The following is a 24,399-nucleotide window of genomic DNA, read 5'->3' as shown; positions in this document are numbered from 1 at the left end:
GGGATCAGTCTGCGATCAGCTTGGCGGCTGTGAAGGGGTAGAGCCTGTCCGCCCCCAGAAGGAAAGCCGAGAAACGGCGGGGCGGGAAAACGGCCGCAAAGGCCGGATCCATCACATTCAGACCGCCCGTCAGCGCGCCGAAGGCCGGCAGGACCAGCCGTGTGCCATCGGTGGCAAAGCAGGGGCGGCGGATGGAGCGGCCATAGCGGCGCACCTTGGCCGCCGGATGCAGATGGCCGCAGACTTCACCCTTTGCAGCGCCGTTGCCTTCTGAGGGCTCGTGCCGGAAGGTGAGGCCGCCCAGGGTGAGATCGTCAACGCATTCCCCGCAGAGCCGCACAGGCGCCACAGGATCATGATTGCCGGTGACCCAGATCCATTCGCGGTTGAGCTGCAGCGTGGCAAGGAAGGCGCGGTAAGGTGCGGGCAGCCGGTCCGAGCCTTCCGCATCATGGAAACTGTCCCCCAGGGCAATGATGCGGGACGGGTCGAACGCCTCGATCACCAGTGCCAGGCGTTCCAGCGTGGCCGCCGTATCATAGGGCGGCAGCAGAACGCCGCGGCGGGCGAGAGAGGAGGCTTTTTCCAGATGCAGGTCGGCGACGATGAGGGTGGCTTCTTCGGCCCACCAAGCGACGCCGCTGTCATGCAGACCGAGCTGGGTTCCGGCAACGGCAATATCGTGACACACGGGCGTGGTGCGCCGCATTGGTCCCGGCTGTCTGAGCGCCGTCATGCCATGGCCTCCCCGATCAAATCATCCGCTGCTTCTGCAAGGATGCTTTCCTGAGCCTCGCCATAAATGGGTTCTCTTCCGATTTCCAGCAGAACAGGAACCGCAAGGGGCGAAACTCTTGCGAGATGAGTATGCGTGATTCGACCCTTGATCCTTAAAAGAAGTTCACCAAGCCGGGAGATATCCAGAAGTCCTTCTGCTGCATCGTTCCATGTTGCACGCAGAAGGATGTGGTCCGGCTCGTGCTGGCGCAGCACATCATAGATGAGATCGGATGAAACCGTGACCTGACGGCCGGATTTCTCCTGCCCCGGATGGCGCCGCTCGATCAACCCGGAAATGACGGCGCAGTAGCGGAAGGTGCGCTTCAAAAGGCTGGACTCCGCCAGCCAGGCATCCAGGTCATCGCCCAGAAGATCCTCCTCGAACAGGGCATCGAGAGACAGGCGGCCGGTGCGGATGAGAAGATCCGGATCCCCCAGCCCCCAGATCGCCAGCGCATAGTCATTGGCGACAAAGCCCAGCGGCTTGGCGCCCAGCCGCTCCAGCCGCCGGGTCAGCAGCATGCCGAGTGTCTGGTGGGCAAGGCGCCCCTCGAAGGGATAGCAGACGAGGTAGTGCTTGCCGGCACGCGGGAAGGTTTCCACCAGCAGGCCGCTTCGGCTGGGCAGGAGGGACTTGGCCCGCTGCAGTTCCAGCCAGTCGCGCACCTGATCCGGCAAGGCCGGCCAGTGGTCCGGCTCGGACAAAAGCCGCCGCACGCCATCGGCCAGATAGGTGGAGAGCGGAAACTTGCCGCCCTGATAGGAGGGCACCATCGGCTTTTCGGCCTTCGCCCGCGAGACATAGGCCTCGCTTTCGATGATGCTTTCAAACCGCAGGATCTCGCCTGCAAAGAGGAAGGTATCGCCGGGGGCAAGCTGCTCCAGAAACCATTCCTCGATCTCGCCCAACACCCTGCCGCCGCGCCCCAGCGGTGTGCGGCGCCCCTGTTCCTTGCCGCGCACCAGCCGCACCTTCAGCATGGGGGCTTCGACAATGGTGCCCACATTCAGCCGGTACTGCTGGGCAATGCGCGGATGGGTGATGCGCCACTGCCCGCCCGGGCCCTGTTTCAGCTTGGCGTAACGGTCGTAGCTTTTCAGCGCATAGCCGCCGGTGGCCACGAAATCGAGCACGCGGGCGAAGGTTTCCCGGTCAAGATGGCGGTAGGTCTGCGTCTCGCGGATTTCGGCGTAGAGCTCATCGGCATCAAAAGGCCCGGCGCAGCCCATGCCGAGAATGTGCTGGGCCAGCACATCCAGCGCGCCGCGCCGCAGGGGCGGGGTATCCTGCCCCCCACTGGTGGACGCTTCGAGCGCGGCCCGGCATTCCAGCACCTCGAAACGGTTGGCGGGGACGAGAACCGCACGCGAGGGCTCGTCCATGCGGTGATTGGCGCGGCCGATGCGCTGGGCAAGGCGGCTTGCCCCCTTCGGCGCGCCCACGTTGATGACGAGATCGATATCGCCCCAGTCGATGCCCATGTCGAGGGACGAGGTGGCGACCACGGCGCGGAGCTGACCCGAGGCCATGGCCGCTTCCACCTTGCGCCGCTGGCCCACATCCAGCGAGCCATGGTGCAGGGCGATGGGCAGGGTGTCCTCGTTGATCTTCCAGAGGTCCTGAAACAGGCTTTCGGCCTGCGAGCGGGTGTTGACGAACAGCAGCGTCACCCGGTGCGCCTTGAGAAGCCGGTAAATGTCATCCAGCGCATAGCGGGCCGAATGTCCGGCCCAGGGCACGCGCTCACCCGTCTCGAGAATAGTGATATCCGGCGCAGCTCCGCCGGTAACGGTGACCAGTTCGCTGAGGCAGCGGCCCTCCGGTTCTGTCTGGGCCACCAGATAGGCGCGCAGGTCATCCGGCTCTGCCACCGTTGCCGACAGGCCCACGAGCCGCACATCCGGCGCAATCCGCCTCAGGCGGGCAAGCCCAAGCGCCAGCAGATCGCCGCGCTTGGAGGTGACCAGCGCATGGAGCTCATCCAGAACGATGGTCTTCAGGCCCTTGAACATGCCGGATGCTGCAGGGTCGGACAGCAGCAGGGCGATCTGTTCCGGCGTTGTCAGCAGGATATCGGGCGGTGCCTGCTTCTGCCGCTGGCGCTTGTGGGTGGGGGTGTCGCCGGTGCGCGTCTCGATCCGCACCGGCAGGTCCATCTCCGCCACCGGCGTTTCCAGATTGCGGGCAATATCGACGGCGAGCGCCTTGAGCGGGGAAATGTAGAGCGTATGCACGCCCTGCCGCATCGCCTGAACCGTGCCCGGATTCGGCCGTCCCCGTTCCGTCAGCTCGACGAGGCTCGGCAGGAAGCCGGCCAGCGTCTTGCCCGCGCCGGTCGGGGCAATGAGCAGCGCGGATTGTCCGCGGCCCAGCACATCCAGCAAGGCCAGCTGATGCTCACGCGGGCTCCAGCCGCGCGCGGCAAACCAGGCCCGGAACTGTTCGGGCAGAAGCTGATCCTGAGAGGAGGCGGTCATGTGCAAGGGCTGCGCCGGGCCTGAGGCTGTGAGAGAGGAAAGGCCTGGGGCCATGGCTTCTGATTATAGGTCAGCCGGTTGCCGCTCCAAGCTCTTTCGAGACAGGAATACTCCGCATGTTGACCGCCTCTGGCAAATGGCCGCGAAGGCCCTATGCTTCTGCCCCATGTCCATTGCCGCATCCAGTCTTCTGCATCTGACGCCGGACGGGCTCTTCTGCCCTGAGGCGAACGCTCATGTCGATCCGGTGCGCCCGGTGGCGCGGGCCATCATCACCCATGCCCATGCCGACCATGCGCGGGCCGGACATGGGGCAGTTCTGGCGACACAGGAAACGCTCGATATCATGGCCCTGCGCTATGGCGAGGGCTTTTGCGGCCAGCGGCAGACATTGGCCTATGGTCATAGGCTTGATCTGGGCGGCGTGACTTTGACACTGAAGCCTGCCGGGCACGTGCTTGGATCGGCGCAGGTGGTGCTGGAGGCGGGCGCTGCGCGTGCGGTCATCTCCGGCGACTACAAGCGGCAGGCCGACCCAACCTGCGCGCCGTTCGAGCTGGTGCCCTGCGATGTCTTCGTGACGGAGGCAACCTTCGGCCTGCCGGTCTTCCGCCATCCCGATGCAGGCGCGGAAATGGCCAAGCTGCTGGCCTCGCTGGCGCTGTTTTCGGAGCGAACGCATCTTGTTGGGGCCTACGCACTGGGCAAGGCACAGCGCGTCATCGCGGAGTTGCGCCGCGCCGGATATGACCGGACCATCTATCTCCACGGCGCGCTGGAAAAGATCACGGCCTATTACCAGAGCCGGGGCATTGCGCTGGGGCCGGTTGAGCCGGTGGGGCGGCTTGGCAAGGAGCTTGCCGGGGAAATCGTGCTGTGCCCGCCCGGCGAGCTCGCCGGGCGCTGGGCGCGGCGCTTCGGCGATCCGGTGACGGCGGTGGCCTCCGGCTGGATGCGCGTGCGTGCCAGAGCCCGCCAGCGCGGGGCCGAACTGCCGCTGGTCATTTCCGACCACGTGGACTGGCCCGATCTCACCCGCACGGTGCTGGAAACCGGGGCTGCCGAAACATGGGTCACACATGGTGCCGAAGAGGCACTGGTGCACTGGTGTGAAACCGTTGGACGCAAGGCCCGGCCTCTCCATATGATCGGCTACGGGGAAGATGAAACCGAAACCGATTCTGCCCCGGCTGACACTGACACTTAAGCTTGAGGCGCGCTGCAGACCTGCCGCGCCCTTTCAGGAAGACGGCCATGGCGGACAAGAACGAGATCGAAGACACCGCAGAACCTGCCGAGCAGGAGCTGGAAGCAGCCATTGCGGAACTTTTCGAGGATTATCTCGCCGGTTTCAACGATGCCGATGCAGAGGCGCTCATCGATTGCTTTTCCTTGCCTGCCACCATCTGGCAGATGGAAAAGGGCTATGTCTTTGATGACGAGGAAGAGCTGGCGGAGAACATCGACGCCCTGCTGGATGCGCTCGACAAGGAGAATATCTCCTATTCCGAATTTGACGTGGTCTCTGCCCACATCTCAGGCCCGACGGCGCTGGTTACGCTCGACTGGCGCCAGGAAAGCGCTGATGGCGAGAGCGTCTTCGAGTTCACCTGCCACTATCACCTCGTCTCCGATGGCGAGGTCTGGCGCATTGCGATGATCGTCAACGAGCAATAAGCGGCAGCTGATTTTACGTCTTCCCCACCTTGCTCTGAGTCACCCCGGCCAAGCGTAGCGCGAGCCGGGGTCTACTCGTTCGCAGAGAGGCGGGTTTGTGCAGGAGCGCTGCGCCAGACCTGCCCGGTCTTATGTCCCGCTGCGAGGGCAAATCTGATTGCTCTGCAAGCGAGTGGTCCCCGGATCTGCGCTGCGCTTCGTCCGGGGCGACCTTAGTGTGTGGCGCGGCCTATACCAGTTCCCGATGAAGTGAGTACGCCGGACGGCCTGCCTCAGCCGTCCTGCTTCTTCGACTTCTTCTTCACGCCGTCGCCCTTGCGGTGGGCGGCCTTTTTCGGGCCGCCGTCCTTGAAGGCCGGCTTGCCCTTGCGCGGGGCGAAGCCTTCACCGGCTGGTGCGCCGCCGAAGCCGCCGCCGTCAGGGCCGCGCTTGCCGCGCTTCGGGCCACGGTCGAGCGGGGCCTCGTCCATCGGGGCAAAGGCTGGATGCGTCGGGCGCGGTTCATCATCCTCGAAACGCCTGCGGCGCGGAGCCGGGCCGCCACGGCCAGCGGGGGCGCCGCCACCGAAGCCACGGCCGGTGTTGCGTTCACGGGCACGCTCGTAACGGCTCGGGCCGTCCTCGTCATTGCCACGGAAGGAAGGGGCAAAGCCGCCGCGCACGTCGGCAGGCTCGATCACCACACCGCGCTCGCCGGAGCCATCGCGGCGGATCACATCGGCATATTTCTCCGCATGGCCGCCCATGATCTCGAAGAGGGTTTCGGTGTTGCCGATCTTGATGGCACCCACTTCCTTCTTCGTCACGTGGCCGGCGCGGCAGATCATCGGCAGCAGCCAGCGCGGATCGGCGCGGTGCTTGTGGCCGAGGGACAGGCGGAACCAGACGCCATCTTCGAACTTGTTGCGGACTTCGAAGCTCTTGCCGCCGCCGAAGTCATCACGCGGGCCACGGTCGCCCCTGTCACCACGCTCACGCGGGCCGCGGGCTTCAAAGCTGTCTTCCGTCAGCTCTTCCGGCGGCGGCAGGCGCAGCTGGTACAGGCGCACGAAGGCCGCCGCGATACGCTCGGCATCATGCACGGCCAGAAGCTCGCGGGCCGTCTCCAGATCTTCTTCTTCTGCCGGTTCGTTCAGAACCGGATCGGCAAGAAGACGGGCCTTGTCCTGGGCGCGGATGGCATTGGCGGAGGGGGCTTCACGCCATTCGGCCTTCACACCGGCCAGCTGCAGCAGGCGCTCTGCGGCGCGGCGGCGCGGGAAGGGCACGACGACAACGCTCGATCCCTTGCGGCCGGCGCGGCCCGTACGGCCAGAGCGGTGCAGCAGGGCGGCCTTGCCGGTCGGCAGGTCGGCGTGAATGACGAGATCAAGGTTGGGCAGATCGATGCCGCGTGCGGCCACATCGGTGGCGACGCAGACGCGGGCACGGCCATCGCGCATGGCCTGCAGCGCATGGCTGCGCTCGGCCTGGCTCAACTCGCCCGACAGCGCCACGACCGAGAAGCCCCGGTTGGCAAGGCGCGAGGTCAGCCGGTTCACCGCCTCGCGGGTGGCGCAGAACACGATGGCCTTCTGGGCCTCGTGGAAGCGCAGGATGTTGATGATGGCGTTCTCGCGCTCGTTCGGCACGACCGGCATGGCGATATAGTCGATGTCGACATGCTGCTCGCGGCCGCTGATCGTGGTCAGGCGCACGGCGTTGCGCTGGAAGCGCTGGGCGAGATCGGCAATCGGTTTCGGCACGGTGGCCGAGAACATCAGCGTGCGGCGGTCTTCCGGAGCAGCGTCCAGAATGAACTCCAGGTCCTCGCGGAAGCCGAGGTCCAGCATTTCGTCCGCTTCGTCCAGAACCACGGCGCGGATGCCGGAAAGGTCAAGGGCGCCGCGTTCGATGTGGTCGCGCAGGCGGCCAGGCGTGCCGACGACGATGTGGGCGCCGCGTTCAAGGGCCCGGCGCTCGGCGCGCGGGTCCATGCCGCCAACGCAGGACGCGGTCTGGGCGCCGGCCTGCTCATAAAGCCAGGTCAGCTCAGCCTTGACCTGCAGGGCCAGCTCGCGGGTCGGGGCGATGGCAAGGGCCACCGGCGCACCGGCGGGGCCGAGGTGTTCATCGTCTCCAAGCAGCGTCGGAGCAAGGGCGAGGCCGAAGGCAACAGTCTTGCCGGAGCCCGTCTGGGCGGAAACCAGAAGGTCGGCGTCTGCGGGGGCGTCGGCCAGGATGGTTTCCTGAACCGGAGTAAGGCTGGAATAGCCCCGTTTTGCCAAAGCGGCGGCCAGCGCCGGTGCAACGGCGTGCGTCTCGATCATGTGTGTCTTTCGTGAAAAAGGGGGCGGAGCAGCCTTCATATGTCCGGCGTGCCCGTCATGTTGGAACCCCCTATACGGCAAAATAGCCCTGCCGTCCACTGGCTGCGGCAAACCTCTGGCACACGGCTGCTTGCCGGGAGCTGCATGCGTGCGGTCCGGATAGGTCCAAACACCTAATATGCCAGAAATCACGCTTTGGAGTTGTCTGGTTAGTCTGGCGTTAACTCAGAGTACCTACCGAAGCATATTCAGGTTGTAGGTCCGGACTGATGGATGGTGGGCTTCGATGCGCAATATACGTCTGCAAATCGCTTTCATGGCGGTAGTACCGCTTCTGGCAGTTGTTGTTTATGCCAGTAATTTTCTTCTGAGCGAATTCACATACCTGCGCAAGATGCAAGACATGAAACCGCTCGTTGAGGTTTCGGGCCTTGTCGAGGCTGTCGTGGACGAATTGCAGAAGGAACGCGGCCAGACGGCGGTGCTCATTGCCTCCGGCTATGACCAGGCAGCGGCAGCGGCTGTCACCAAACAGAGGGGCGCAACGGATGCAGATCTGCAGGCTCTGCAGGCGTTTCTGTCGCAGGCTGCTGTGGCGGATGCCTCTGCCGAGCTCAAGGAGATGGCCAGCCTCCCGCGCGTCATTGCCAGCCACCGGTCCGCGGTCGATGCCCGTTCGGTCAATGGCGCTGACAACCTGAAGGTTTACACAGATCTGATCTCCGGCCTCATGGGCACGGTTTCTGCGATCGCGCTTGATACGGGCGAGCCGCGCCTGGCCGCGGAATTGCTGCCGTTCACGGCGCTCATTCAGGCCAAGGAAGCCGGCGGGCTGGAGCGCGCCATCGGTGCGCGCCTGTTTACGGCGGCCAGCAAGGGGGAGGTGACCGACTATGCGGTGTTCCTGTCCTTTGTCGACCGGGTGGCCGCCGGCGAGGCCTATCTTCAGAGCTTCCACATGCTGGCGACGCCTGACCAGGCCGCAGCGCTTGACCGGATGATGACCGGCAGCGCCGTTCAACAGGTCAGGGACTGGCGCAAGGTGCTTCTCACCCTGCCGCAGACGGACAATGGGCAGGGGGTGACGGGACCGCAGTGGTTCGACGCGGCAACGGCACGGCTCGACATCATCCGCAAGGAGACGCTGGAATTGCTCAAGGCCGCCGGTGAGACCGTCGCGGTCATGGAGGGCGAAGCCTATTCCCGCGCGCTGGTTGCCGGGCTCATGTCTGCCGCGGCCATCGCGGTGACGGTGATCATCAGCCTTCTCAATCTGCGTGCGATCCTCGCCAACCTGCGCCAGATCCGCGCAGCGCTGGGCCGGGTGGCGCAGGACGAGACCGACTTCACCATGCCGCTGCTGGAGCGGGGCGACGAAATCGGCGATCTTGCCCGTGCAGGCACCGTGTTTCAGGACAATGCCCGCCGCCGTCAGGCGCTGGAAAAGGAAATGGAGCAGGAGCGTTCGCTCGAAGGCGGCCGCCAGTCTCAGGTCGAGGCCATCATCGACCGCTTCCGCAGCATGATCGATGCCAGCATGCAGGCCGTGGCCGAAAAGACGGAAGCGATGGCCGGCAGCGCCCAGCGGGTGACGGAAGTGTCGGGTCAGGCCTTTGCCGCGGCTGATCAGGCGCGGGCAGCCTCTGCCACGTCCTCGCGCAGTGTCCAGACCGTGGCCGCTGCGGCTGAGGAACTCTCCAGCGCCATCTCGGAGATTCTCAATCAGTCCGACCGGTCGTCTGTCGCCATTACCGCAGCCACCGAGGTGGCCCGCGAGACCGATGTGCATGTGTCGAGCCTTGCGGAAGCAACCGACAAGATCGGCGTTGTCGTCGAGATGATCCGCGCCATCGCGGAGCAGACGAACCTTCTCGCCCTCAATGCCACCATCGAGGCGGCCCGTGCCGGAGAAGCGGGCAAGGGCTTTGCCGTTGTGGCGGCCGAAGTGAAGGAACTGTCCAACCAGACGGCCCGGGCGACGGAGGAAATCGCCGCCCAGATCACTTCGGTGCAGGGCATGACCAGCAAGGCGGTGACCTCGATCCAGCGCATCACCGGATCGATCGAATCCGTGATGGAAATGACGACGGCCATCAAGAACGCGGTCGGCGAACAGAGCGCAGCAACACGCGAGATCACCCAGAGCATCACCATCGCGGCCGATGGCTCGGATCAGGTTGCGGCCAGCGTCGCCAATGTGACCCGGACCGCACAGGACACGCGCACCGAGGCGGAGATGGTCGACAGCCTGTCGCGTGATGTGAAGTCCGTCTCCGAGAACCTGTCCAAGGCGGTCGATGCCTTCCTTGCGGATATGGTTCAGGATGTGGAAGCCCGCCGCGCGGCCCTGCGCCGCCAGATGGCTAGCTGATACGCGCAGCAGAGACATGTTGATGAAGGACGCCGGTGGCAGCCCCGCCGGCGTCCTTTTGCTGTTCCACGAGCCAACTTCGTGGACTTGGGGCCCCGGCGCGTTATCATCCGGGTATGCGTGCCTTTTCCCGCCTTCTGGACCGTCTTGCCTTTGAAAGCTCCCGCAATGCCAAGGAGGCGCTGCTGGTGGATTATTTCCGCCGCACGCCCGATCCGGACCGGGGCTATGCCCTTGCGGCGCTGACGGGCACGCTGGAGTTCCGTCACGCCAAGCCTGCAATGCTGCGGGCGCTGGCGGGGGAACGGACGGACCCGGTGCTCTTCGCGCTGTCCTATGATTTCGTCGGCGATCTGTCCGAGACGGTGGCGCTGATGTGGCCCGCGCCCGACCGGGCCGGCGAAGCCGATGGCGAGGGGCCGGGACTTTCCGCCGTGGTGCAACGGCTTGCTGGCGCTGGCCGCAGCGAGGTGCCGCAGCTGATTGCCGGATGGCTGGACCTTCTGGATGAGACGAGCCGCTGGGCGCTTTTGAAGCTTGTCACCGGTGGCTTGCGGGTGGGGGTGTCCGCCCGCCTCGCCAAGACAGCGCTGGCGCGGCTTGGAACTGTCAGCGTGGATGAGATCGAGGAGGTCTGGAACGCGCAGAAGCCGCCCTATGCGGCGCTGCTGGCCTGGGTGGAAGGGCAGGGCGGCAGGCCCGAGGCACGGGACCCGGCACCCTTCCGCCCGCCGATGCTGGCACACCCGCTGGATGAGGCGCGGGATATGGAGGCGCTGGACCCGGCTCAGTTTCTGGCCGAATGGAAATGGGACGGTATCCGCGTGCAGGCTTCAGCCGGGCGAGATGCGGCGGGCAGGCGTGTGGCGCGGCTTTACTCCCGCTCCGGCGATGACATTTCCGCCGCCTTTCCCGATGTGCTGGAGAGCCTGACCTTCGAGGGCTGTATCGACGGGGAACTGCTGATCCTGCGCGATGGTGCGGTGCAGCCCTTTTCCGAGCTGCAGAAGCGGCTGAACCGCAAGACGGCAGCACCGAAGCTGATGCAGCAGCTTCCGGCCGCCATCCGGGCCTATGATCTTCTGATGGACAATGGAGAAGACCTGCGCGCCCTGCCGTTTGAGCAAAGGCGGGCGCGGCTCGAGGCTTTCCTGATCGCGCAAGCCCCGCCGCGCATTGACCTGTCGCCACTGGTGCCCTTTGCGAACTGGGAGGAACTGGCCCGCTGGCGGGAGGAGCCTTCCGCGCATCTGCCGGAGGCTGATGCAGGCGCCGTGGAAGGGCTGATGCTGAAGCGGCGGCAGTCGCCCTATCTAGCAGGGCGTCCGCGCGGGGAATGGTTCAAGTGGAAGCGCGATCCCTTCACAGTGGATGCGGTGCTCATGTATGCGCAGCGCGGCCACGGCAAGCGCTCGTCCTATTATTCGGACTATACCTTCGGCGTCTGGCGGGGCGAGGAGCTTTTGCCGGTGGGCAAGGCCTATTCCGGCTTTACCGATGAGGAACTGCTGGAGATCGATAGGTTCGTCCGCAACAACACCGTCAACCGCTTCGGTCCGGTGCGGGAAGTGGCGCATACGCCCGATCTGGGGCTGGTGCTGGAAGTGGCGTTCGAGGGGCTGAACCGCTCCGGACGGCACAAATCCGGCCTTGCCATGCGCTTTCCCCGCATCGCCCGCCTGCGCTGGGACAAGCCGCCGCATGAGGCCGACCGGATCGAGACTCTGGAGGCTCTGTTGCCAATGCCTGCCAGCGTGACTTGAGTCTCCGGCGCGAAACCGGCAAGGTTCGCCCTGACCGGAAAAGCCGGTTCGACGGGAGACCTGCCAGTGATCGACTATTTTTACACCCACGTTTCGCCCTGGGCCTATCTCGGCCATCAGGCCTTTGTGGATCTTGCGGCGGCGCATGGGCAGGAGGTGCGGTTCCGGCCGGTCAATCTGGCCGGGGTTTTCGAGGTGTCGGGCGGTCTGCCGCTGGCCAAGCGCCATCCGGTGCGTCAGGCCTACCGTTTTGTCGAGTTGCAGCGCTGGCGGGAAAAGCGCGGCGTGCCGCTGACGCTGAAGCCAGCCTTCTTTCCCGCCGATCCCACCCTGGCCGATTGCTGCGCCATTGCCGTTGCCGAGGCGGGCGGCCCGGTGGCGGCCTGTTCGGCACGGCTGTTCCGCGCCATCTGGGTGGAAGACCTGAACATCGCCGACGAAGCGGTTCTGGCGGGGCTGTTGAGGGAGCTGGGCCTTGATGCAGACGCCTTGCTTGCAGCAGCAGGCAGCGAAGCCATTCAGGAGGCCTATCAGGAGAATCAGCGCCGCGCCATCGAACTGGGCGTCATCGGCTCGCCCTGCTACGTGCTGAAAGGCGAGCCCTTCTGGGGACAGGACAGGCTGGACCTGCTGGAAGATGCGCTTGTCTCGGGCCGGGATGCTTTCCGGCCGGTTTGAGGCGGGACAAGCTTCCTGGGCAGAACTGCCGCAACGGCGTGCTTTTGACATAGTCCCCCGCTAACATGCAGCTTATGTGGGCGAGTCCCCCGGCGCGCGGCGAATGGAGGCATGGGCGATGGCTGATCCGAAACTGGCATCATCTGCGCGGCTGCGCGCAGGAACGCTCGCCGTGGCTCTTCTGGCCCTGTCCGGCTTCCTGCAGGGACAAGTGGCGGAGGCGAAAAGCGCGGCACCGCAGGGCGGCCTTGCGGCGGGCCAGGTGGCAGGTCAGGGGGCTCCCGCAAAGACCGTGCCCTCGGGCAAGCCTGCCGCCAAGGCAAAAGCTCAAGGCCAGAGCCAGAGCCAGGTTAAAACCAAGCCCAAGCCTGCTCCCGCCGTTCCCGCAAGCAAGACCGCGAACAGCGCTGCAGGCAGATCCCAAGGGGACTCACCAGCAAAAGTGCCGGTCAGCCGGCCTGCAACGGCACCTGTCCCGGTGGCGGACCAGCAGGCGGATCAGCAGGCAAATCCGGCGCAGGAAACCGCACCTTCTGAGGCTCCGGTCGCTGATCCGCGGCGTTACGCGCTCGTGAAAGTGGACGGCAGCTACCTGCGGCTGGACAGGGTGGCCGGAACGATCGCCTTCTGCAAACCGGCCAATGGGGTGTGGCGCTGCATGCCTTCTCCGGATGCAGAAGCCGCTTATCTGGGTGAAATCGACCAGCTGCGGCAGGAAAACGCAGCCCTGCGGCAAGAAATTGCGGCTCTCAAGGGCAACTCGGACAGCGGTGCCCCGGGCCGCCCATCCGCAGAAGCCCCCCGCGGCAACACCCGCCCGGCTCCGGAACTGTCGCAAAAGGATGAAGAACAGCTCGACGAAATGCTCTCCTTCACGGAGCAGGCCATGCGCCGGTTCTTCGGTCTGATGCGGGATCTGCAAAGAGAAACGGGTCAGTAGACGGCCTTTCCCTCGCATCTCACGGCCGCGTTGCAGGCTCCGGCGGGACAGGCTGTCTCCTCTGCTCAGTCTGCCCGCAGACGTGACAGGGCTTCCTGCGTGCCAGTGGGCAGGCCCGCAGGCTCGCCGCTCTCCCGGCAAACGGGGCCGAAAGCGGTGTCGGTGATGGCGCAAAGGCGGCTGGCGCGGCTTTCAAACACGAAGAAACGCGCGCCCAGCATGTTTGCCTGGGTGCCAGTCAGGCTGACGGCGATCACAAAGCTTTCGCCTGCCTTGAGCGGACTGATCCAGGTCAGTTTCATCTCGAAAAGGCGGCGCTCACTGCCTGTTTCCTGTTGCCAGCCGAGGTTCAGGGGAGTCTGTTGCCAGACATGAGGCAGCGCCTCGCCGATGCATTGCGCGACAAAGCCATCATCTGCCTTGTTGTCCGCCCCAAGATGCCTTGGGAGCACGGTTCCCCGGTAAATGACCGATCCGCCGCCCTCGACAATGCTTTCCAGCGTTGCCTTGTTGGCCAATGGAGAAGGGGGCAAGGCACGGGGCGCCGCTTCTTCCGGCATGGCCTGAACCACATCTTTGAACTTGCTGCGGAACGTGCGGGCGGTGCCGGCAGGCGGGGTATAGCCATCGATAGCCGTGGCCAGAACCTCTCCGGTCACGGCGTTCTTCATCTGATGGACGATGGTCAGAATATGCGGGCCGTCGAAACAGACGAGAGAGGAAACCACAAGCAGCGTGCTGCAGGGGGCCGGAGTGTGGAAGCGGATATGCCGCACGCGGCGGGCGCCGACCAGAGACTCACTCAGCGCGCAGATGAGCCGGAACTGCCTGTCCGCCTCATCGAGCCGTTGGACGCAACCATGTTCGCTCAAAACACCCTGTTCTGTACAATCGCTGTGGCTCACATAGGAGAACAGGGTTTCTTCAGTCAGCATCGTGTGGTGGCCCTGATGGTTGCTGTAGCCGGGAAAATATGTAACTTACTTTCAGGTAATAGTAGAGTTATTCATAATTACGCTAAGGAAATTATCAATAAGAGATTTGCTCTGGTCCGCTATTTCGAGAGGAAAGCTCTGGAAAACATGGCATCCGCCGGGGAAGACGTCCAGCGTGGCGGAGTTCCCGGACGATATCCATCGGGATGCCTGAAACAACGTGTCATCCAGAAGGGGATCCCGGGTTCCCACCACGAAATAGGCGGGCGGCATGCCGCTCAGGTCTGCCATCAGGGGGGAAATGTCCGCAGACTTGGGGTCTTCGCCGTTCTTCAGATACAAACGGACGAACATTTCGATATCGCGCGTGTTCAGGACCAGCTTCTCCGTGCCCCAGGATCTGGCGCTCGGCGTCAGGCTCAGATCGAAACAGCCGGCGATAAAGACGGCGGCACTGAAGGGTGTCAGACCGTGCCTGTCCCGCAGGCGCAGCAGGGTGACGGCAGCCAGATTGGCGCCTGCGCTGTCCCCGCCGATGGAAAACCGTGACAGCCCGAATTCCTGCGCGGCCGGCCCGATGAGCCAGAGGGCTGCGGCTTCGCAGTCATCCGGTGCGGCAGGATAGGGATGTTCCGGAGCAAGCCGGTAGTCCACGGAAGCAACCAGAAGCCCCGTCCTGTCGGCCATTTCGGCCAACCGCAGATCCTGCAGGTCCGCCCCGCCGAACGTCCAGCCGCCGCCATGAATATGCAGGAAGGCGCCCTCCGGCCGGCTGTCCTGTGGCCGGAAAAGCCGCAGGCGAAGCTTGCCCGCTGCCCCGCCACGTGCAGGGCCCTCGATCCAGATATCCTCAGCGCGCGGGCTGCGGACAGGGGCCGGGAAGGGGCCTATGCCTTGCTCCCGCCGGTCGCGGACCACCTGCGGGGGGAAGCTCCACTGATCCGGCTCGGCAGCCAGACGTGCCGCGAGAGCCTCATTGAAGGCGCGTGTTTCTTCGCTCGCGGCTTCGGGCAGGAAGAGGGAATGGTGAAGGCTCAGCATCAAGGGTTCTCCGGTTCCGGTGACTGGGGAAAGCTAAAGTGTCAGATCGTGCCTGCCAATCTGCTTCAGTCAGGGGACGTCAGGGGGCAATCCGGAGAAGTTGCAGCGCGTTGCCGTTTCTCCCATGTCACTTGCGGGAGATTTCGGGCAAGGCTTGATCTGGTGCAAGGTGATGTGCACTGTGAAGGCAGAGCCTTCTGACCGGGACGGCCGCGCCCGTTGTGCGGTGTGCGCTGGCCTGACCGGATGGAATGGCGTTCGAGCGGATCTGGGAAGCAGATGCGTCAGCATTCCGGTCCGTCCGGACGGTATGTGATAAGGGGCCGGGAGCCGTGGAGCGGCCCAGACGCCGGCAGACGTGCCGGGGTGTAAAATCGGGGGGAAAGCATTGGCGGACAGCAACAATTACCATTTCATCATTGCGGATGATCATCCTTTGTTTCGCGGGGCGCTGCGGCAGGCGCTTGATTTGCTCTATCCCGGATCGGTGATCGACGAAGCCGGTACGCTGGAGGATGTGACCGCCCGCCTGGAGGATGCCGGCGGCGTGGATCTGGTGCTGCTGGATCTGTCCATGCCCGGCATGCGCGGCTTCTCGGGCCTTATGTTCCTGCGCGCCCAGCACCCTTCGGTCCCGGTGGTGATTGTCTCGGCCAATGAAGAGCCTCAGGCCATTCGCCGGGCCATCGGCTTTGGGGCGTCGGGGTTCATTCCCAAGTCCCATGGCATCGAAGTCATCCGCAATGCGATCGAGCAGGTGATGGCCGGTTCGCTCTGGACCCCGCCGGAAATCGACCTCACCATCGCCGACAAGGATTCTGATGCGGCGCGCCGGCTGGCCAGTCTGACGCCGCAGCAGGTGCGCGTCCTCATGATGCTGTCGGAAGGTCTTCTGAACAAGCAGATCGCCTATGAGCTGTCCGTATCCGAGGCAACCGTCAAGGCGCATGTGTCTGCCATCTTGCAGAAACTGGGCGTTGAAAGCCGGACGCAAGCGGTGATTGCGGCCTCCAAGATCGAAGCCGGAAGCTGGCAGATACCGGAAGCAAGCCAGGATCTTTGATCCTGCTGTTTTGAATCTCAGCCCTGCCAGATTTCGCGAACAGTCAACCGCTGTTCTGCGGGCGTGCCCATCCTTTAGGCATGCTTACTGAGCAATGCTGGGCAGGCTGGAGAGCGTGGACAGGTATTTTATCAAGTTGATTAAATTGATTGAGCCGTTTCCTGTTGATCTCAATTGGAAATCTTCGCTTTGTTTAATTCAAATCGTGATTTTTACCCCCTCTTTACGGAGATATGAGACATTACGTTCCCCAGCGACACATGTACCCTGTGCGCAAATATTGACCGGATAGTGGATGAGCCAGGCGAAGGCCGAGAAGCAGGTCGCATTCGGAGCAGCAGAGCCCGGTGATGCCGGGCGGGCTGCAGCAGGGGAAGACGTGTGCATGAACGGGGAACTCAGCATCGCTGATTTTCTGAGGCGTCCACTTCATCATCTGACCGACGCCGTGCGCTTCATCTTCCGGGGACTGTTGGATGAGGATGAGCTGAGCGGCCGGATACGCGCGCAGCAGATCACGGCGATTGTCCGGTTCATGCCGTATATTACGTCATGGAACGTCTTCAGCGCTCTCATCATCATCAATTTGAATTTCGGTGTGACGCCGCTCTACCTGTTGCTCGCCTGGTCGGTAGCCATGATGTTTGTCATCGGCCGCGGTGTCGCCGTCTGGCGGAAAAGCCGGAAGCGGGCATTTACGACGGCGTCCTCCAGGGGCATTATTTCCGCGACCGTACAGGCTGGCGTACTGGGCATCCTGTGGTGCCTGGCACTGTTCATGACCTTTTACTACGGTTCTCAGGATACGCTCATCCTTTCCGCCTGCCTGATTGCCGGACTGATCTGCGCGGGCGGCTTTGTGCTGGCGACGGTGCCTCTGGCCGGCCTTGCCTGGGTCGTGACGATCTGGTGCGGATCGGTGTTCCAGATCATGCAGATCGGAAAGGGGCCGATGGTCGAGCTTGCCAGCCTGCTCTCGGCCTATTCCTTTATGGTGGTGGTTTGTATTCTGGCGGTTTCCCGGGTGTTTGTCGCCCGTGTGATAACGGAGCAGGAACTCGAACACCGGGGACAGGTGATCGGCCTGCTGCTCAACGAGTTTGAGGAAAGCGCCAGCGACTGGCTGTGGGAAACCGACAGCGCGGGCAGTCTGAAACGGACATCTGCCCGGTTCTGCGAGGTTTGCGGGCGCGCCCCGGAAGACCTGCAGGGATACGGCCTGATCGATGCCCTGCAGACAAGTGCCGAGCAGGGGGATGGCTGGGATGAGGTGCGGGAGGTGATGAACGCCTGTCAGCCTTTCCGCGACATGCCCGTGCTGACCATCGTCAATGGTGAGCGCCGCTGGTGGTCTCTCACCGGCAGGCCCTATTTCGACCGAGCCTGCAAGTTTACCGGCTATCGCGGCGTCGGGTCTGACATCACCGATGCCCGCCGCGCCCACGATCTGGTCAAATATCTCGCTGAGCATGATGCGCTGACCGGAGTGGGCAACCGCAACTGGCTGCTGGGCCGGGCTGGCGAGAGCCTGGAGAACGCGCTGGCCGATGGCAGCAATGTCAGCCTGCTGATGGTGGATCTCGACAACTTCAAGGCCATCAATGACATGCGCGGTCATCCCGTGGGCGACGAGATCCTCAATCTGGTCGCGCAGCGGTTCAGCGAAATCTGTGCCGGACGCGCGGATCTTGCCCGCATTGGCGGTGATGAATTCGCCATTCTGCATGTGGGGCAAAGCCGCCAGAACACCGAGGCGCTGGCGAACGAACTGATCAACAGCCTGAAGGCGCCGCTGCTGACCGATAGCGGCAGCTACACCGTGGGCGCAACGATTGGCATCGCCTGCGCGCCGCGTCAGGCGGACACCATCGATGACCTGATGCGCTGCGCGGATATCGCGCTCTACAAGGCCAAGCGCAGCGGACGGGGGCAGGCCCTGTATTTCGAAGCCGAGATGGACCGGGAACAGCGTGAGCGGCGCGAGATGGAGGCAGCGCTCCGCAGGGCCGTCGAAAAAGGCGGCCTCACCCTGGCTTTCCAAGCGATTGTCTCGGCGCAGACCGGACACATCCAGTCCTGCGAGGCGCTGCTGCGCTGGAACGATCCGTTCATCGGCCCGGTTTCACCCGCCGTCTTCGTCCCTATCGCCGAAGAGGCCGGGCTGATTGTTCCGATCGGGGAATGGGTGCTGCGGGAGGCTTGCAAGCGGGCTGCCGGGAGCAAGCACGAGATATCCATTGCGGTCAATCTGTCGCCGCTGCAGTTCGCTGCGGCGGGGCTTGTTGATGCGGTGAAATGGGCACTGGAGGAATCGGGACTGCCGGCACAACGGCTGATCCTGGAAATCACCGAATCCGTGCTGATCCAGGACGCAGGGTCAACGGCCGAGATCCTCAGTCAGCTCAAGGCGCTGGGCGTGCGCATCGCTCTGGACGACTTCGGAACAGGATATTCGTCGCTGAGCTACCTGCGCCACTATCACTTCGACAAGATCAAGATCGACAAGTCCTTCGTCAGCGAACTGGGCGATGGCGGGGAGAGCATGGCCATCATTTCAGCTGTCATCATCCTGGCGCGCAGCCTGAAGATGGAAGTGACGGCAGAAGGCGTCGAGACAGAAGAACAGGCCAATCAGTTGCGCCTCATGGGCTGTGGCAGTTTGCAGGGCTTTTATTTCGGCCAGCCGGTGGAGACCTACCCGGACACTCTCGTGCCGCGTCCTGACTATGGCGCCAGCCGGGTAGGGTCGCGAAAGATCGTCACTCAGTAACCAGCATTTCTGCCCGGACTCGCGCCAGCTGGGCCCTGAGGGCCGCAGGCCGGACCGGTTTGTTGAGCAGTCCGATGTCCCGCTCCGCTGCTTCCGCCCGCACGGCGCGGCTGCGGTCGGCGGTGATGAGCAGCGCAGGAATGCTGCGGCCGAACTTCCAGCGCAGCCGCACGGCACATTCAATGCCATTGCCCTGATCAAGGTGATAATCGACCAGCATGATGTCGGGGGTGCGGCCAAGCTGCGTCACGTGCTGGGCTGCTTCCATGTCGTTGCTGGCGGTCAGAACCTCGCAGCTCCAGCTTTCCAGCAGGCGGCGCATGCCGTCGAGAATGTTTGGCTCGTTGTCGATGGCCAGAACCAGCATGCCATCCAGCTGGCTGCTGGTCACGGCAACCGGCTCGCCAACGCTGGGCAGCACGGGAACAGGGGCTGCTGAGGGAACTTCCACCGCAAAGCAGGAACCTTTCCCCATTCGCGAGCGCAGGGTGACCGGGTGATCCAGCACCCGGCTGATCCGCTCCACGATGCACAGGCCGAGTCCAAGTCCCTTGGCCGTGCGGATGCCATCGTCCAGCCGGTGGAACTCCATGAAGATGGCTTTCTGCTTGGAGGCCGGAATGCCGATACCCGTGTCATGAACCTCAATGACGACACGTGAGCCATGGCGGCGGCAGCCGACAAGGACGCGGCCCGTCAGGGTGTATTTCAGGGCATTGGACACAAGGTTCTGCAACAGGCGGCGCAGCAGGCGGCGGTCTGAACGGACGGTGAGCGAGGTCGGCACGAAACTCAGCCTGAGGTCCCGTTCGCGCGCGACCGGGTCGAATTCCAGCTGCAAGGCGCGGAAAATCTCGTCGAGGCGGAAGGTGCCGTATTCCGGCTTGAGCGCGCCGGTGTCGAGGCGGGAAATATCCAGAATGGCGCTGATGATGTCCTCGACGGATTCGAGCGAGGCTTCGACATTGCGCACCAGATCCCCTGCCTCCCCCTCGCGGAACCTGTCGACCAGCACGGAGGCGTAAAGGCGGGCGGCGTTCAGCGGCTGCAGGATGTCATGACCGGCGGCGGCCAGAAACCGGGTCTTGCCGATATTGGCCTCTTCGGCCGCATGGGTTGCCTGCACGAGCTGCTGGTTGACGCGGGTCAGCTCCTCGGTGCGCTCGCGCACCCGGCGCTCCAGCGTTTCGTGGGATCTGGACAGGGCTTCCTCGGCCAGCACGCGCTCGGTGATGTCGGTGAAGGTGGTAACGATGCCGCCATCCGGCATGGGGCTGATGCGCACCTCCAGAATGGTGCCGGTGATCGACAGGCGCTCCTGGAACGTCTCCTGGCGGATGACCAGCTTCTCGATCCTGTCGGCCACAATCGCATCGGCCGAACTGCCTCTCAATTCGCCCCGCTCCGCATTGAAGCGGATGATGGTGTCGAGCGGGGTGCCCACCTGGCCATATTCAGGCGGAAGGCCTAGCAGGTCGCGGAACTGACGGTTCCAGCAGATCAGCCGCAGATCCCGGTCGAACACGGCGATGCCCTGACGCACCTGATCAAGCGCCGTCTGCAAAAGGTCGCGGTTGTACTGGATGGCCTCCGAGGCATCATCCAGCAGCTTCATGGCGCCCTTGATGGTGGCATCGCGCCGTTTGAGCAACAGCGACAGGACCAGCCTTGCGGAGGCCGCGCCGATGGCCGAGGCCAGCAGCTGCTCTGAGTAGCGCAGCACCTGCGCATCCGCCGGAGCGTTGAGATCCAGCGTCAGGCCGCGTTCACGGGCGTACCGGTGGAAGGAACGCTCGGAGCGTTCCACCCCCAGATAGCGGGCGACGGTGGCCTTCAGATCACCAACCGTCACATGGGTCCGCCACAGGCGGAAGGACGGCGTCGAGGCCAGCTCCTGCGGCACGAAGAGATTGGCCTGAAGCCGTTCGGATGGTTCGGGCGCCCGGGTCAGGGAGAAGAGAATGAAACAGGTGAGATTGGCCAGAAGACTGAAGGCAACCCCGTGCAGGAACGGGTCGGCGGGGCTGTAGAACAGGGATTGCGGCCGCAGCCATTCGATGCCGAACGGCCCGTCGAAGAGGATCGCTTCGGCAATAAGCCCGGACTGGACAAAGGTCGGCAGCAGCAGGGTGTAGAGCCACAGGCCAAAGCCCGCCACCATGCCCGCAATCGCACCGCGCGCCGTTGCCTTGCGCCAGAAAAGCCCACCAAAGAAGGCCGGAGCAAACTGGGCAATCGCGGCAAAGGAGAGGAGGCCGATCGAGGCAAGGGCGGCGGTATCTCCGGCTGCTCTGTAATAGGCATAGGCGAGCAGCAGGATGACGAAGATGGAGGCACGGCGCACGCGCAGCAGCATGCGGCTGAGATCCTTGCCCCGTGTCGAGGCGATATCGTCGCTGCCGCGCTGGCGCAGAATGAGCGGAACCACGATGTCATTGGAAATCATGATCGCCAGCGCCACCGTGGCGACGATGATCATGGCCGTTGCCGCCGACAGGCCGCCGATGAAGGCGAAGAGGGCGAGAAAACCCTGGTTCGAGGCCATCGGCAGGGCGAGGACGTAGGAGTCCGGATTGATGCCGGGATCCAGCGTCAGCATGCCCGCCGCGGCAATCGGCACCACGAAGATGTTGATGGCGATGAGGTAGAGCGGGAACATCCAGGTGGCGAGGCGCAGCTCCGCCTCGGAATTGTTCTCGGTGACCACCACATGGAACTGGCGTGGCAGCAGCAGCGAGGCGATCAGCGACAGGCACGTGATGGCGATCCATTCCGCCGGCTGGAACGGCTGGGAAAAGACGCTGGCGACCTTGGGGCTTGTGGCAATTGCCGCCACCAGATCCAGCGGCCCGTCATAAAGGGCATAGGTGACCCAGAAGCCAACCGCCAGGAAAGCGAAGAGCTTGACCACTGCTTCGAGCGCAATCGCCAGCATCAGCCCTTCCTGATGCTCGGTCGCATCAATGTGCCGGGTGCCGAACAGCCAGGCGAAGACGGCCATACCGATGGCGATCAGCAGAGTGATGTCGCCGAAGGACGTGAGCAGCGACACCCCGTCCGGCGGGCCGAAGGGGCCGATCATGGTGGTGACCGACAGGGACAGCGCCTTCAGCTGCAGGGCGATGTAGGGGATGATGCCGATGACGGCGATGACCGTCGCCGTTGCCCCAACTGTCTGGCTCTTGCCGTAACGGGCGGCCATGAAGTCGGCAATCGAGGTGATCCGCTCCGTCTTGGCGACCCGGATGATCCGCCGCAGCAGCGGAAAGCCGAAGGCAAAGAGCAGGATCGGGCCTGTGTAGATCGCCAGAAACTCCAGCCCGTTCTGCGTTGCACCGCCAACCGAGCCATAGAAGGTCCAGGATGTGCAGTAGACAGAGAGAGACAGCGCATAGATGAAGGGCCGGCTCTTCACCGCCAGCGGCAGGCGCGAGCGCCGGTCCCCGAAACTGGCGATGGCAAAGAGCAGCAGGATATAGCCCAGTGCGCTTAAGGTGACGATCCAGCCGTCCAGCATCGCAATCCTGTCCGCCCTTGTCCGGTTGAACCGGACTGCTTGTTGCCTCTGGCCGAATGCGCCGGATTTTTCCGCGCGTCTCCGTCCTCCCGTGCTGATCGGACCATAGGTGCGCGGGCTTGTCCATTCGTCTTGCGGCGGGGGCGTGCCTGCGCAAATCTTCCCTTGCGGATAGGATGTGTTAACACTGTCAGGCAGACCGGGCGGACGGCCCGGACCAGGAGCACCAGATCACGGGGGCGGAAATGCTCAAGGAATTCAAAGAATTTGCCATCAAAGGCAACATGCTCGACATGGCCGTCGGCATTGTCATCGGCGCGGCCTTCAGTGCCATCGTCTCCTCCATGGTGGACGATATCATCATGCCGCCGATCGGCCTCATCCTCGGCAATGTGGATTTTTCCGAGCTGTTCCTGGTGCTCAAGCAGGGCATGCCGGAAGGCCCCTATCCGACGGTTGACGCTGCCAAGGCTGCCGGTGCCGTGACCTGGAACCTTGGTCTTTTCGTCAATGCGATGGTGAAATTCACCATCGTGGCCTTCGCCCTCTTCATCGTGGTGAAAGGCGTCAACCGGCTGCGGCGCGAAGAAAAGGCCAAGCCCGCAGAACCGGCCAAGCCGCCGCGCCAGGAACTGCTGCTGGAAGAGATCCGCGACCTTCTGAAGAAGTGAGCTAGGCCGGGATAGGCCTGTCCCGCCGGGGCTGGCACCCGGCGGCAATCATCGCTTTGGGTGAAGTCAGCTTCACGCAGATTCATGTGCTTTTGCCGGAGAGGATTTGTAAGGTCGATGACCAGACACATCCTTCCGGCGGAGCCTGACGTGACCTTGCACACCCCCAATGATCGCATCCTTGATGCTCTCCGGGCGCCTGCCCGCAATGCGCCGGAAAGCGGCATCGTCGAAGTCGTCAATGCGGCGCGCGAGCTGCCGGATGTGATCCCGCTCTGGGTGGGCGAGGGCGATCTGCCGACGCCGGCCTTCATCTGCGAGGCGGCGGAAGCGGCGATGAAGGCGGGCGAGACCTTCTACACCTATCAGCGCGGCCTGCCGGAACTGCGCAAGGCGCTGGCGGATTATCATGGCCGCGTCTTCGGCCGCCCGTTTGATCCGGAGCGCTTCTTCGTCACCGGGTCAGGGATGCAGGCCATCCAGATCGCGGTGCAGATGATTGCCGGGCAGGGGGACGAGGTGCTGGTTCCGGTGCCTGCTTGGCCGAACATTGCCGCCTCTGTCGGGCTGATGGGCGGGGTGCCGGTCTCCGTGCCCCTCGATTTCACGCAAGGCGGCTGGTCGCTGGATGTGGCGCGTCTCGAAGCGGCAATCACGCCGCGCACCCGCGCCATCTTCATCAACACGCCGGCCAATCCGACCGGCTGGGTGGCGAGCCGCGAGGATCTGAAACAGATTCTCGATATTTCCCGCCGCCACGGTATCTGGATTATTGCCGACGAAGTCTATGGCCGTTTCTACTATGGGGCCGGCAATCATGCGCCCTCCTTCCACGAAATTGTGGAAGAGGACGACCGGGTGATCCAGGTAAATACCTTCTCCAAGAACTGGGCCATGACCGGCTGGCGCATCGGCTGGATGTCGGCGCCCAAGGCGCTGGGCCAGGTCATTGAAAACATGGTGCAATATTCCACGTCCGGCGTAGCTGGCTTCATGCAGCGCGGGGCGATTGCGGCGTTGTCTCCGCAAGGGGATGCCTTCCTTGAGGAGCAGAAAACGCGGGCGCTGGCGGGCCGCAAGATCGTCTGTGATGCGCTGGCGGCCATGGATGGCGTGCGCTTCACCGTGCCGGATGGCTCTTTCTACATGTTCTTCGGCATCGAGGGGCACACGGATGCGCGCCAGCTGGCCATGGATCTGGCCCTTCAGGCGCGGGTGGGGCTGGCGCCTGCTTCGGCCTTTGGTGTCACCGGGCAGGGCTTCCTGCGGCTGTGCTTTGCCCGCCGGGCCGATCATGTGGAAGAGGGGATGAGGCGCCTTGCCGCTTGGCTAAAGCGTTGACGCAGCTTCGTAGAATGCGTTACGGATTTCCACGTAAGGACTTGTTACCCAGCGTTGTGCTTTGC

At 63.8% G+C, this 24,399-nt stretch carries 16 protein-coding genes; 10 read left to right on the top strand and 6 right to left on the bottom strand.

The window, feature by feature from the left end; genetic code table 11:
• Window positions 1–4: 4 nt before the first annotated feature.
• Both pdeM and IF10I1_RS09490 read right to left on the bottom strand, forming a co-directional pair.
• Entirely contained in the window at window positions 5–736 is a 732-nt protein-coding gene (pdeM, locus tag IF10I1_RS09495) for a ligase-associated DNA damage response endonuclease PdeM (protein WP_050470905.1), read from the bottom strand.
• Window positions 733–3,264 (bottom strand): ligase-associated DNA damage response DEXH box helicase, encoded by a 2,532-nt coding sequence (locus IF10I1_RS09490; protein WP_371328538.1) that lies wholly within the window; start codon window positions 3,262–3,264, stop codon window positions 733–735. The genes pdeM and IF10I1_RS09490 overlap by 4 nt, the downstream gene beginning before the upstream one ends.
• Window positions 3,265–3,424: 160 nt before the next feature.
• Here IF10I1_RS09490 and IF10I1_RS09485 point away from each other — a divergent pair, with 160 nt between their 5' ends.
• On the top strand, window positions 3,425–4,465 hold the full coding sequence (locus IF10I1_RS09485; RefSeq protein ID WP_186392577.1) for a ligase-associated DNA damage response exonuclease: 1,041 nt from the start codon (window positions 3,425–3,427) through the stop codon (window positions 4,463–4,465).
• Window positions 4,466–4,512: 47 nt separating this feature from the next.
• Complete coding sequence (locus IF10I1_RS09480; protein ID WP_050470907.1) at window positions 4,513–4,935, top strand: DUF4440 domain-containing protein; 423 nt, start codon at window positions 4,513–4,515, stop codon at window positions 4,933–4,935.
• A gap of 272 nt (window positions 4,936–5,207) precedes the next feature.
• On the opposite strand, the gene IF10I1_RS09475 is transcribed toward IF10I1_RS09480, so the two are convergent.
• A complete protein-coding gene (locus IF10I1_RS09475) occupies window positions 5,208–7,244 on the bottom strand; it encodes a DEAD/DEAH box helicase (protein WP_050470908.1) in 2,037 nt (678 codons plus the stop codon).
• 403 nt (window positions 7,245–7,647) lie between these two features.
• Here IF10I1_RS09475 and IF10I1_RS09470 point away from each other — a divergent pair, with 403 nt between their 5' ends.
• The 4 genes from IF10I1_RS09470 (at window position 7,648) to IF10I1_RS09455 (ending at window position 12,996) form a co-directional block, all read left to right on the top strand.
• Window positions 7,648–9,615: a methyl-accepting chemotaxis protein gene (locus IF10I1_RS09470; RefSeq protein WP_186392576.1), complete on the top strand. Its 1,968-nt coding sequence runs from the start codon at window positions 7,648–7,650 to the stop codon at window positions 9,613–9,615.
• Window positions 9,616–9,731: 116 nt separating this feature from the next.
• On the top strand, window positions 9,732–11,378 hold the full coding sequence (locus IF10I1_RS09465; protein ID WP_186392575.1) for a cisplatin damage response ATP-dependent DNA ligase: 1,647 nt from the start codon (window positions 9,732–9,734) through the stop codon (window positions 11,376–11,378).
• 66 nt (window positions 11,379–11,444) lie between these two features.
• Window positions 11,445–12,056, top strand: coding sequence for a 2-hydroxychromene-2-carboxylate isomerase (locus IF10I1_RS09460; protein WP_186392574.1), 612 nt, complete (start codon window positions 11,445–11,447; stop codon window positions 12,054–12,056).
• A 118-nt stretch (window positions 12,057–12,174) separates the two neighbouring features.
• Window positions 12,175–12,996 carry a hypothetical protein gene (locus IF10I1_RS09455; RefSeq protein WP_186392573.1) on the top strand — a complete coding sequence of 274 codons (822 nt, stop codon included), beginning with the start codon at window positions 12,175–12,177 and terminating at the stop codon, window positions 12,994–12,996.
• Window positions 12,997–13,061: 65 nt separating this feature from the next.
• Here IF10I1_RS09455 and IF10I1_RS09450 read toward each other — a convergent pair whose 3' ends face one another.
• Both IF10I1_RS09450 and IF10I1_RS09445 read right to left on the bottom strand, forming a co-directional pair.
• Window positions 13,062–13,931, bottom strand: coding sequence for a thioesterase (locus IF10I1_RS09450; protein ID WP_186392572.1), 870 nt, complete (start codon window positions 13,929–13,931; stop codon window positions 13,062–13,064).
• A gap of 51 nt (window positions 13,932–13,982) precedes the next feature.
• On the bottom strand, window positions 13,983–14,972 hold the full coding sequence (locus IF10I1_RS09445) for an alpha/beta hydrolase (protein ID WP_186392571.1): 990 nt from the start codon (window positions 14,970–14,972) through the stop codon (window positions 13,983–13,985).
• 388 nt (window positions 14,973–15,360) lie between these two features.
• On the opposite strand from IF10I1_RS09445, the gene IF10I1_RS09440 reads away from it, so the two are divergent.
• A complete protein-coding gene (locus tag IF10I1_RS09440) occupies window positions 15,361–16,035 on the top strand; it encodes a response regulator transcription factor (protein ID WP_050470915.1) in 675 nt (224 codons plus the stop codon).
• A gap of 295 nt (window positions 16,036–16,330) precedes the next feature.
• The gene (locus IF10I1_RS09435; RefSeq protein ID WP_186392570.1) at window positions 16,331–18,805 is read left to right on the top strand and encodes a bifunctional diguanylate cyclase/phosphodiesterase; all 2,475 of its coding nucleotides are present in this window, start codon (window positions 16,331–16,333) and stop codon (window positions 18,803–18,805) included.
• On the opposite strand, the gene IF10I1_RS09430 is transcribed toward IF10I1_RS09435, so the two are convergent.
• Complete coding sequence (locus IF10I1_RS09430) at window positions 18,795–22,322, bottom strand: PAS domain-containing hybrid sensor histidine kinase/response regulator (protein WP_050470917.1); 3,528 nt, start codon at window positions 22,320–22,322, stop codon at window positions 18,795–18,797. The genes IF10I1_RS09435 and IF10I1_RS09430 overlap by 11 nt on opposite strands.
• A 245-nt stretch (window positions 22,323–22,567) precedes the next feature.
• On the opposite strand from IF10I1_RS09430, the gene mscL reads away from it, so the two are divergent.
• Both mscL and IF10I1_RS09420 read left to right on the top strand, forming a co-directional pair.
• Window positions 22,568–22,993, top strand: coding sequence for a large conductance mechanosensitive channel protein MscL (mscL, locus tag IF10I1_RS09425; RefSeq protein ID WP_050470918.1), 426 nt, complete (start codon window positions 22,568–22,570; stop codon window positions 22,991–22,993).
• A 117-nt stretch (window positions 22,994–23,110) separates the two neighbouring features.
• Entirely contained in the window at window positions 23,111–24,334 is a 1,224-nt protein-coding gene (locus IF10I1_RS09420) for a pyridoxal phosphate-dependent aminotransferase (protein ID WP_186392569.1), read from the top strand.
• Window positions 24,335–24,399: the final 65 nt, after the last annotated feature.

This window comes from Pannonibacter sp. I15F10I1 (genome assembly GCF_900185665.1).
Classification (GTDB): Bacteria; Pseudomonadota; Alphaproteobacteria; order Rhizobiales; family Stappiaceae; genus Pannonibacter; species Pannonibacter indicus.
The sequence above is the reverse complement of the archived record's forward strand: the minus strand, read 5'-3'. Positions and strand labels throughout refer to the sequence as shown.